The 9469-nt window shown below is 74.0% G+C and carries 10 protein-coding genes; 2 read left to right on the forward strand and 8 right to left on the reverse strand.

Annotated elements, in window-relative coordinates:
- The 3 genes from ACZJYS_RS19745 to ACZJYS_RS19755 form a co-directional block, all read right to left on the reverse strand.
- Window positions 1-408 (reverse strand): shikimate dehydrogenase family protein (locus ACZJYS_RS19745; RefSeq protein ID WP_493180039.1); only part of this gene is annotated, 408 nt, incomplete at its 3' end.
- The gene (locus ACZJYS_RS19750) at window positions 405-1424 is read right to left on the reverse strand and encodes a Gfo/Idh/MocA family protein (protein ID WP_493180040.1); all 1020 of its coding nucleotides are present in this window, start codon (window positions 1422-1424) and stop codon (window positions 405-407) included. The genes ACZJYS_RS19750 and ACZJYS_RS19745, both read right to left, overlap by 4 nt.
- Window positions 1421-2188, reverse strand: coding sequence for an enoyl-CoA hydratase/isomerase family protein (locus ACZJYS_RS19755; protein ID WP_493180041.1), 768 nt, complete (start codon window positions 2186-2188; stop codon window positions 1421-1423). The genes ACZJYS_RS19750 and ACZJYS_RS19755 overlap by 4 nt, the downstream gene beginning before the upstream one ends.
- Before the next feature lie 140 nt (window positions 2189-2328).
- Here ACZJYS_RS19755 and ACZJYS_RS19760 point away from each other — a divergent pair, with 140 nt between their 5' ends.
- Window positions 2329-3882, forward strand: coding sequence for an acyl CoA:acetate/3-ketoacid CoA transferase (locus tag ACZJYS_RS19760; RefSeq protein WP_493180042.1), 1554 nt, complete (start codon window positions 2329-2331; stop codon window positions 3880-3882).
- A 55-nt stretch (window positions 3883-3937) separates the two neighbouring features.
- Here the strand turns inward: ACZJYS_RS19760 and ACZJYS_RS19765 are convergent, their stop codons facing one another.
- Genes ACZJYS_RS19765 through ACZJYS_RS19775 form a run of 3 tightly spaced genes read right to left on the reverse strand, consistent with a single transcriptional unit; the run spans window position 3938 to window position 7052 of the window.
- On the reverse strand, window positions 3938-4330 hold the full coding sequence (locus ACZJYS_RS19765; protein WP_493180043.1) for a c-type cytochrome: 393 nt from the start codon (window positions 4328-4330) through the stop codon (window positions 3938-3940).
- The gene (locus tag ACZJYS_RS19770) at window positions 4330-6588 is read right to left on the reverse strand and encodes a xanthine dehydrogenase family protein molybdopterin-binding subunit (protein WP_493180044.1); all 2259 of its coding nucleotides are present in this window, start codon (window positions 6586-6588) and stop codon (window positions 4330-4332) included. Before ACZJYS_RS19770 ends, ACZJYS_RS19765 begins: the two co-directional genes overlap by 1 nt.
- A gap of 17 nt (window positions 6589-6605) precedes the next feature.
- Window positions 6606-7052, reverse strand: coding sequence for a (2Fe-2S)-binding protein (locus ACZJYS_RS19775; protein WP_109517139.1), 447 nt, complete (start codon window positions 7050-7052; stop codon window positions 6606-6608).
- A 266-nt stretch (window positions 7053-7318) separates the two neighbouring features.
- Between ACZJYS_RS19775 and ACZJYS_RS19780 the strand changes: the two genes are divergently transcribed.
- A complete protein-coding gene (locus tag ACZJYS_RS19780; RefSeq protein WP_109517140.1) occupies window positions 7319-7930 on the forward strand; it encodes a TetR/AcrR family transcriptional regulator in 612 nt (203 codons plus the stop codon).
- Window positions 7931-7945: 15 nt separating this feature from the next.
- On the opposite strand, the gene ACZJYS_RS19785 is transcribed toward ACZJYS_RS19780, so the two are convergent.
- Both ACZJYS_RS19785 and ACZJYS_RS19790 read right to left on the reverse strand, forming a co-directional pair.
- Window positions 7946-8839, reverse strand: coding sequence for an MBL fold metallo-hydrolase (locus ACZJYS_RS19785; protein WP_109517141.1), 894 nt, complete (start codon window positions 8837-8839; stop codon window positions 7946-7948).
- Between the two features lie 109 nt (window positions 8840-8948).
- Window positions 8949-9469 (reverse strand): tripartite tricarboxylate transporter permease (locus ACZJYS_RS19790; protein ID WP_493180045.1); only part of this gene is annotated, 521 nt, incomplete at its 5' end.

A 9469-nucleotide genomic window follows, 5' to 3' on the forward strand; every position in this document is an offset into this window, starting at 1 on the left:
CAGCACCCGCGCGCCATGCGGGGCGTGGCCGGCGCGCTCCAGCCCGTCGCGGAAGCCTTCTCCATCGAACATCTCGCCCTCCCACCCGCCATCGGGGCGGCGGCGGGCGGTGTTGACGGTGCCGGTCAGGGTGGCGGTCGGGCCCAGCGCGTCCAGCAGCGGCAACGCCGCCGCCTTGTGCGGCATGGTGATCACCAGCCCGTCGAGATTGCCGATGCGCCGCAGCCCGGCCCAGACCTCCGGCAAGGCCCCCTCCGGCACCTGTAGGGGCAGGAAGGCGGCATCCCGCCCCAGCCGCGCGAAGGCGGCGTTGAACAGCGCCGGCGAGCGCAGCGGGGCCACCGGGTCGCCCAGGATGGCGTAGAGGCGCGTGGCGCCAGTGATACTACCAGTGATGCCGCCGCTCATGCGCGGCCCGCCGCATCGGCCAGCAGGTCCTCGATCAGCCGCTGCACCGGAAGGGCGGAGCGCGCATCGTTCATCGGCGGGCGTCCTTCCGCGATGGCGGCCAGCACCTCGGCGATCATCGCCTTGTGCGGGCCGTGGTCGAAGGCCATCGGGTCGGCGCCGCCGCCGCCCTCCAGCGCGCCGCCCAGCGTGGTGCTGCCGTCGCGCCCGTGCAGCACCAGACGGCTGCCCTCCAGCACCGCCGAGCCCTCCGTGCCCGCCAGCTCGATCCGCTCCGGGTAGCCCGGGCGGGCCACGGTGGTGGCGTCCAGCACGCCGATGGCACCGTTCCCGAAGGCGATGGCCGCGGCCACGATGTCCTCCGTGTCGATGCGGCGCAGCGGCGAGGTGCGGGCGAAGCCCATCACCTGCCGGTGCGGCCCGGCCAGGTGCAGCAGCAGGTCGAGCGTGTGGATCGCCTGGGTGAGCAGCACGCCGCCGCCGTCGCGCGCGCGCATGCCGCGCCCGGGCGTGGCGAAGTAGGCGGCATCCCGCCACCAGCGGATGGAGGCGCTGGCCGAGAGCAGCCGCCCCAGCGCGCCCGCCTGCACCGCCTGCCGCAGCCGCAGCGCCGCCGGGCGGAAGCGGTGCTGCAGGCAGACGCCGCAGCGCACGCCCGCCGCCTCCGCCAGCGCGGCCAGCGCCTCGCCCTCCACCACGTCCAGGGCGAGCGGCTTCTCGACGATCATGTGCCGCCCCGTGGCGGCGACGGCCCGCGCCACCTCCAGGTGGCTGCCGGGGGGCGTCAGGACCAGAACCAGCCCCAGGCCGGGCTGATCCAGCAGCGCCTCCCGCGTCGGGAAGACCGGCGCGCCCCACTGCACGGCGAAGGCGGCCCGCCGCTCCGCCGAGGGCGCGTGGCCGCCCATGATCCGCACCACGCCCGCCGCCTCCAGCTCGCGCAGCGCCAGCATGTGCGGCTTCACCGCCATGCCGAGGCCGACCAGCCCGACGCCCACCGCCCCCGCCCCGCTCATCGGGTGAAGGCCGCCGGCCGCTTCTCGTTGAAGGCGCGGATGCCTTCCAGGTGGTCGCCCGCGCTGAAGCACAGCACGTTCATCTCGTTCTCATAGGCGAGGCCGGCCGCCAGCGGCGCCTCCATCGCCATGCGCAGCGAGGCCTTCACCGCCTGCACGGCGACGGGGCTGAACCCCGCCAGCCGCGCCGCCAGGGCGCGGGCGCGCGGCAGCAGGCCGGCCGGCGGCACCACCTCGTGCACCAGCCCGAGCCGCAGCGCCTCCGCCGCCTCCACCGGCTCGCCCAGCAGCAGCAGCCGCGCGGCCGCCGCCTGGCCGACCAGCCGCGGCAGCAATTGCGAGGCGCCGCCGCCACCCACCCAGCCGCGCTCCACCTCGGGGAAGCCGATGCGCGTGCCCTCGGCGGCCACGCGCAGGTCGGAGCCCAGCGCCAGCTCGGCGCCGCCGCCCAGCGTCCAGCCCTGCAGCGCCGCCACCACCGGCTTGCGCAGGAGGCGGATCTCCGCCGCGTATTCCACGCGGTTGCGGAAGTGCCAGGCGGTGGGATAGGCGGCCAGCGCGTTGAGGTCGCTGCCGGCGCAGAAGGCACGCTCGCCGGCGCCGCGCAGCAGCACGGCGCGCACCGCATCATCCTCATTGATCCGGCGGACATGGCCGGCGAATTGCCGCGCCATCTCGGGCGTGACCGCGTTGTGCTTCGCCGGCCGGTCGATCACCAGCTCGGCGATGCCATCGGCGCAGTCCAGCGTCACCGCACCCTGCATGGCCTCGTCCCCCTCCCGCTGTTTCTTCTGCCGTTGATTATAACGTTCCAATTTGCGCGCGGGGAAGCCCCGGACGGGCTTGATCGGAACGTTCCAATACAGGATGAATCGGGCAAGGCGACACAGGGGAGGAGAAAGCCATGAGGCGGATGAGCGCGGCCGAGGCGGCCCTGCTGCTGCGAGATGGCGACACGCTGCTGATCGGCGGCTCGGGCGGCGGCCACGCGGTGCCGGATGCGCTGCTCGCCGCCATCGGCGAGCGCTTCCGGCAGAGCGGCCACCCGCGCGGCATCACCGCCCTGCATCCGGTGGGGCTGGGCGACGGCAAGACGCGCGGCGCCGGGCACCTGGCGCAGGAGGGGCTGCTGAAGCGCGTCGTCTCCGGCACTTTCGTCAACAGCCCCGGCATCGCCAGGCTGGCGCTGGAGGACAAGATCGAGGCCTACACCCTGCCGCAGGGCTCGCTCTCCCAGCTGATGCGGGAGATGGCGGCGGGGCGGCCGGGGCTGATGACGCGGATCGGCCTGCACAGCTTCGCCGACCCACGGCTGGAGGGCGGGCGGCAGAGCCCCAGCGCCCGGGAGGATCTGGTCGAGCTGGTGCAGTTCCGCGGCGAGGAATACCTGTTCTACCGCCCCTACGCGGTGGATGTGGCGCTGGTGCGCGGTTCCGCCGCCGACGAGGACGGCAACATCTCCATGGAGCACGAGGCAGTGACGCTGGAGATGCTGAGCATCGCCCAGGCGGCGCGGCGCGCGGGCGGGCTGGTCATCGCGCAGGTCAAGCGCATCGTGCCGCGCGGCAGCCTGCACCCCAAGCTGGTGAAGGTGCCGGGCATCCTGGTCGATGCGCTGGTGGTCGAGCCGGAGCAGTGGCAGACCTTCGAGACGGAGGACAGCCCGGCCTATTCCGGCCATCAGCGCGTGGCGCTGGAGGACATCCCCCGCCTGCCGCCGGGGCCGCGCCGCGTTGTCGCCCGGCGCGGCGCCTGCGAGCTGTTCGAGGGCGCCATCTGCAACCTCGGCTCCGGCATCTTCACCGGCATGGCCAATGTGGCGGCGGAGGAGGGCGTGCTGCGCCGCGTCTGCCTGACCAACGAGCAGGGCAACATCGGCGGCGCGCCGGCCAGCGGCAACGAGGCCGGCGCCGCCCGCTCGCCCGACGCGCAGGTGGACCAGCCCTACCAGTTCGACTTCTACGATGGCGGCGGGCTCGACCTCGCCTTCCTCTCCTTCGCCGAGTTCGACGCGGAGGGCAATGTGAACGTCTCGCGCTTCGGCGGGCGGATCGTCGGGCCGGGCGGCTTCGTCAACATCAGCCAGGGGGCGAAGTCGGTCATCTTCGGCGGCACGCTCACCGCCAATGGCACGCCCAAGGCGGTAGGGCGCGTGGAGCAGGTCACCTTCTCCGGCGCCTATGCGCGCCAGCGCGGCCAGCCGGTGCTCTACGTCACGGAGCGCGCCGTGTTCCGCCTCGGCGCGGAAGGGCCGGAGCTGGTCGAGATCGCGCCGGGGATGGATCTGGAGAAGGACGTGCTGGGGGTGATGGGCTTCCGCCCGCGCATCGCGCCCGAGCTGCGGGAGATGGACCCCGCCCTGTTCGCCGAGGCGCCGATGGGGCTGGCCCACCGCCTGCCGCCGGCGCGGCCGCGCGCCGCGCTGCGCCGCCTCGGCATGGCCGAGGCGGCGGACTGAGCTGCAAAGCCCTGGGCGGCGAAGCCCTGGGCAGCAAAGCCCTGGGCGGCGGGCCTCAGGGCGCCGCGAGAAAGGCGATGATGTCCTTGCGGTCCTGCTCGGCCGCCACGCGCTGCACCATGCGGGTGCCGCGCGCCACGCCGGTCGGGTTGGCCAGGAAGGCGCCGAGGGTCTCGGGCGTCCAGTTCTGGCCCAGCGCCTTCAGCGCCGGCGAGTAGTTGTAGCCCTCGACGCTGGCCGACGCGCGGCCCATGACGCCCTGCAGCGTGGGGCCGACGCCGTTGCGCGGCTGCGCCACCTGGTGGCAGGACTGGCACTGGCGCTGGAACAGGGTGCGGCCCCGCGCCGCATCCCCCTCCTCCGCGCGGGCGGAGGGGGCGGCGAGCAGGGCGGCGCCGAGCAGGGCAGCAATGGGCAGGGCGGCGGCGGACAGGCGACAGGCGATCATCAGGCGGCTCCGAGGCGGGTCTTGGAAAGCGGCAGGCTGCGGATGCGCTGGCCGGTCAGCGCGGCCACCGCGTTGACCACGGCGGGCGGCACGCCGGGCAGGCCCGGCTCGCCGATCCCGCCCATCGGCGCGCCGCTCTCGACGATGCGCACATGCACGCGCGGCATGCGGTCCGGCGGCAGGATCGGGTAGCCGTCGAAATTGCGGGCCTGCGGCGCGCCATCGGCATAGACCACCTCCTCCAGCAGCGCCGAGGAGAGGCCGAGCGCCACGGCGGAGTTCACCTGCGCCTCGATGATGGCCGGGTTGACGATGCGGCCCGGGTCGATCGCCACCCAGACATCGTGCACCACCACCTCGCCGCCCTTCAGCGAGACCTCGGCGATGGTCGCCACCTCGCTGCCGAAGGGCGAGGCCATGGCGACGCCGCGGGCGCGCCTGGTGCCGTCCGCCGCCTCGTAGGGGCCGCGCTTCCAGCCGCCCGAGAGGTCGGCCACCGCCTCCAGCAGCGCCTTGTGGCGCGGCTTCCCCGCCAGCAGGCGCAGGCGCAGCGCGTAGGGGTCCTGGCCGCCGGCCTCGGCCATCTCGTCGAGAAAGGCCTCGTAGAAGAAGTCGTTCATCGAGTGGCCGACGGAGCGCCAGAAGCCGATGACCGCCGGGTGCTTCACCGGCACCTGCGCCACGCGGCGGTTGGGGATGGCGTAGGGCTTGCCGGCGATGCCCTCCACCACCGAGGGGTCGGCCGCGCCGGGCTTCGTGCCGAAGTAGCGGCCGATCGGCCCCTCGCCCACCGCCTCGGCCTCCAGCGCCACGGGCATCCCGTCGGCGCCGAGGCCGGCGCGGAAGCGCGCCAGCCCCATCGGCCGCAGCGCATCGCGCAGGAACTCTTCCTCGCGGCTCCAGATCAGCTTCACCGGGCGGCCGGTCGCCTTGGCGAGCTGGATGGCCTGCGGGAAGGGGCTGGCCGCGTCGTAGAGGAAGTGGCGGCCGAAGAAGCCACCCAGCATCGGCGAGTGGATCCTCACCTTCTCAGGCGCGATCCCCGCCACCTGCGCGGCGGTGCGCTGGAACATCTCCGGCGCCTGGTTGGGCAGCCAGAGGTCGAGCGTGCCATCCGCGTTCCAGCGGGCGAGGGCCGAGGGCGGCTCCAGCTGGCCATGCGCCAGGTAGGGCGCGTCATAGGTCGCCTCGACGGTGCGGGCGGCGCCCTTCAGCGCGGCGGCGGCATCGCCCTCCGTCTCGGCGGCGTTGCCGGGGCCGGGGGCGGCGGCGAGGGCGGCGCGCATCCCCTCCGAGGAGAAGTCGGCCAGCAGGGCGTTGCGCGCCTCGGCGGCGGGGGCGGTCCAGGTAACCTCCAGCGCCTCCACCGCGCGGCGGGCGCGCCACCAGCGGTCCGCCACCACGGCCACGGCGCCGGGCAGGCGGTGGATGGAGTGCACCCCCGGCATCGCCTTGACCGCCGCCTCGTTGGCGATGGCGCCGGGCTCGGCGCCCAGGCGCGGCGCGTGCTGCACGGCGGCCTGCAACATGCCCTCCACCGTCATGTCGATGGCGTAGGTGGCCTTGCCGGTGGATTTCTCCCGCACGTCCAGCCGCGCGACCGGCTTGCCGATCCAGCGGAAATCCTTCTCCGCGCGCAGCGCCACGCCCTCGGGCACCGGCAGCGCGGCGGCCTCGGTGGCCAGCGCGCCGTAGTCCAGCGCGCGGCCGGAGGCGGCATGGACCACCCGGCCCGGCGCGGTGGACAGGCTCTCCGGCGGCACGCCGAGGCGCGTGGCGGCGGCGTGCAGCAGCATGTGCCGGGCGCTGGCGCCGAGCTGGCGCATGGTGGCGTAGCTGCTGCGCACCGAGTAGCTGCCGCCGGTGATGCGCATGCCGTTCACCACCAGGTAGTCCGCGCCGGGCGGCGCGCATTCCACGGTGAAGCGGGCGGGGTCGGCGTCCAGCTCCTCGCCGACGATCTGCGCCATGGCGGTGGAGACGCCCTGCCCGCCCTCGACGAAGGGGCTGCGGAGCAGGATGGCGCCGTCGGGGCGGATCTCGAGGAAGGCAGGCACGCGCGTGCCGGGCTTCACCGTGCCGGCGCCGGCGGCGGCCTGGGCGCGGGCGGGCGCGCCGCGCAGCGCGGCGCCCAGCACCAGCGCGCCCAGCGAGGCGCCGAGCAGGCCACGGCGGGAGAGGTTGAGCGGCCGGTCCTCGGGCAGCGCGTCGCGCAGCGCGAGGGCCTCGACCAGGGCGGGGGGCGTGATGGCGTTCATGGCGCGATGCTTCCCGCTTAGCCTTGCGCGGCCTGCCGCGTGGCGGCGGCGATGGCGTTGTAGGTGCCGCAGCGGCACAGATTGGTCATGGCGGCGGCGATGTCCTCGTCCGAAGGCTGCGGCGTCTGCTTCAGCAGCGCGGTGGCCGCCATCACCTGGCCGGACTGGCAGTAGCCGCATTGCGGCACCTGCTGCGCCACCCAGGCCTCGACCACCTTCCGGCCCACCGGGTCCTCGCCGATCGCCTCGATGGTGGTGACGGGCAGGCCGGCGACGCTCTCCACCGGCGTGACGCAGGAGCGCGTCGGCTGGCCGTCCACCAGCACGGTGCAGGCGCCGCACTGCGCGGCGCCGCAGCCATACTTGGTGCCGGTCATGCCGAGCTCGTCGCGGATCACCCAGAGCAGGGGGGTGTCGGCCTCGGACTCCACGCGGCGCGGCGTGCCGTTGATGATCAGTTCCATGGGGACCGTCCTTCGGGGGAAGCGGGGCAGCAGGAAGCGGAGTGGGCGAAGGCTGGCGGCGCCGGCTGGCAGGCCGGGCGGGGCCAGGGGAAAAGCGTTGCGGCCCTGTCGCGCCCGGCGGCGAGGCCCTACACAGGAGGGCGGGCCGGGCTGGCAGAACCAGACGGTTCGGGTTTAGCCAAGCCCCGGCCAGGATGTCAAACCAAATGGTTCGGTCGGGGCGGAAGCCCGGCAGGAGCGGGGCACCACGGGAGCGGGTCAGGGCAATGTCACCGGCGGACGAGACGACGCGCACGCGCATCCTGGAGGCAGCCCTGCGGGAATTCGCCGATCACGGCATCGCCGGCGCGCGCATCAACCGCATCGCCGCGGCGGCGCGCACCAGCAAGGAACGGCTCTACGCCTATTTCCACGACAAGGAGGAGCTGCTGGAGACCATCAAGGCCCAGCAGATGGCCGAGATCGCCCGTGCCGTGCCGATGGACCCCGCCGACCTGCCCGGCTATGTCGGGCGGCTGTTCGACCACTTCCAGCGCCACCCGGACCACCACCGTATCGCCGCCTGGTGCGCCCTGGAGGACACCGGCCAGAGCCTGCCGGAGGATCACCCCCGGCTGGCCGCCTACCGGGCCAAGGTGGAGAAGCTGCGCGGCGCGCAGCAGGCGGGGCTGATCGACGCGGGCTGGGACCCGGCGGCGCTGCTCAGCCTTCTCATCGCCCTCGCCCGCAGCTGGTGCCACATGCCGAAGGAAGTGCGCCAGCTGGCCGGGGCGGCGGAGCCGCCGCTGGCGCCGCACCCGCTGGCGCTGCCCCCATTGGCGCTCCACCGGGCGGCGGTGGTGGAGGCCGCCCGCCGCCTGCTCCGGCCGCCGGGCTGAGGCCGGCCACCGCCCTCAGAGCCCGTTCAGCGGCACCTTGAGGAAGCGCCGGCCGGCGCCGTCGGCCGGCGGGAGCTGGCCCGCCTGCATGTTCACCTGGATCGAGGGGATGATCAGCCGGGGCATCGCCAGGGTCGCGTCCCGCGCGGTGCGCAGGGCCACGAACTCCTCCTCCGTCACGCCGTCCCGCACATGGATGTTGTGCGCCCGCTCCTCGGCCACCGTCGTCTCCCAGCGGATCGGGCGCCCGTTGGGGCCGTAGTCGTGGCACATGAACAGCCGCGTCTCCGGCGGCAGGGCCAGCACGCGGCGGATCGAGCGGTAGAGGGCATGGGCGTCGCCGCCGGGGAAATCGGCCCGCGCGGTGCCGCCATCGGGCATGAACAGCGTGTCGCCGACGAAGGCGGCATCGCCGATCACATGCGTCATGCAGGCGGGGGTGTGGCCCGGGGTGCTGAGCGCGGTGCCGCGCAGGGCGCCGATCTCGTAGGTGTCGCCATCCTGGAACAGGTGGTCGAACTGGCTGCCGTCGCGGCGGAACTCGGTGCCCTCGTTGAACACCTTGCCGAAGGTGTCCTGCACCGCGCGGATGCCCTCGCCGATGCCGATGCGGCCGCCCAGGCGCTGCTGGATGTAGGGCGCCGCCGAGAGGTGGTCGGCGTGCACATGCGTCTCGATGAGCCATTCGAGGTGCAGCTTCTCGCGCCGGATGTGCTCGATGACGGCATCGGCCGAGGCGGTGGAGACGCGGCCGGCGGCGTAGTCGAAATCCAGCACGCTGTCGATCACGGCGCAGGACAGCGAGGCCGGGTCACGCACCACGTAGCTGATGGTGTTGCTCTCCTTGTCGAAGAACGGCGTGATCCGTGGCGTGGCGCCGGGGCTCGGCGCTTCGGACGCTGGCGTCATGGGCCCTCTCCTCCTCCGGGCCGGCCCGTCGGTGGCCGGCGGCGGATCATGCCGCCGCCGGCCGGCCGCGCGCAAGCGTGGCAGGATCGGATGGGGGCGGCGGACCGGCTCAGTCCGCCACCCGGGCGCGGTTGCGCAGCAGCATCGCGGCCAGCAGCGTCAGCGTGGCGGCGGCGATGAAGCCCAGCGCGATCGGCCGCTCCAGCAGCGCCGTCAGGTCGCCATCCGAGATCAGCAGGCCCTGGCGCAGCGAGCGCTCGAAGGTCGGCCCCAGCACATAGGCCAGCACCAGCGGCCCAAGGTCGAACCCACCGCGCCGCAGCACGAAGCCGAGCAGGCCGAAGCCCACCGCCAGCAGCACGTCGAAGCTGGCGAGGTTGGTGCTGTAGACGCCGATGACGCAGATGGAGAGGATGGCCGCCGCCATGAAGCGGCGCGGGATCTCGAGCGCCCGCACGAACAGCCCGACCAGCGGCAGGTTCAGCACCAGCAGCAGGACATTGCCGAGATACATGGAGGCGATGACGCCCCAGTAGATCTCCGGCTGCCGCTCCAGGATCATCGGCCCCGGCTGCACGCCGTGGATCAGCAGCGCGCCCAGCAGCAGCGCCGTCACCGCATTGGCCGGGA

It is taken from the genome of Roseomonas sp. TS2, from assembly GCF_058833935.1.

Coding starts and splice junctions, on each gene's coding strand:
- ACZJYS_RS19750 (WP_493180040.1), bottom strand. CDS start 1,424: ATGAGCGGGGCGGGGGCGGTGGGCGTCGGGCTGGTCGGCCTCGGCATG.
- ACZJYS_RS19765 (WP_493180043.1), bottom strand. CDS start 4,330: ATGATCGCCTGTCGCCTGTCCGCCGCCGCCCTGCCCATTGCTGCCCTG.
- ACZJYS_RS19780 (WP_109517140.1), top strand. CDS start 7,319: ATGTCACCGGCGGACGAGACGACGCGCACGCGCATCCTGGAGGCAGCC.
- ACZJYS_RS19775 (WP_109517139.1), bottom strand. CDS start 7,052: ATGGAACTGATCATCAACGGCACGCCGCGCCGCGTGGAGTCCGAGGCC.
- ACZJYS_RS19755 (WP_493180041.1), bottom strand. CDS start 2,188: ATGCAGGGTGCGGTGACGCTGGACTGCGCCGATGGCATCGCCGAGCTG.
- ACZJYS_RS19760 (WP_493180042.1), top strand. CDS start 2,329: ATGAGGCGGATGAGCGCGGCCGAGGCGGCCCTGCTGCTGCGAGATGGC.
- ACZJYS_RS19785 (WP_109517141.1), bottom strand. CDS start 8,839: ATGACGCCAGCGTCCGAAGCGCCGAGCCCCGGCGCCACGCCACGGATC.
- ACZJYS_RS19770 (WP_493180044.1), bottom strand. CDS start 6,588: ATGAACGCCATCACGCCCCCCGCCCTGGTCGAGGCCCTCGCGCTGCGC.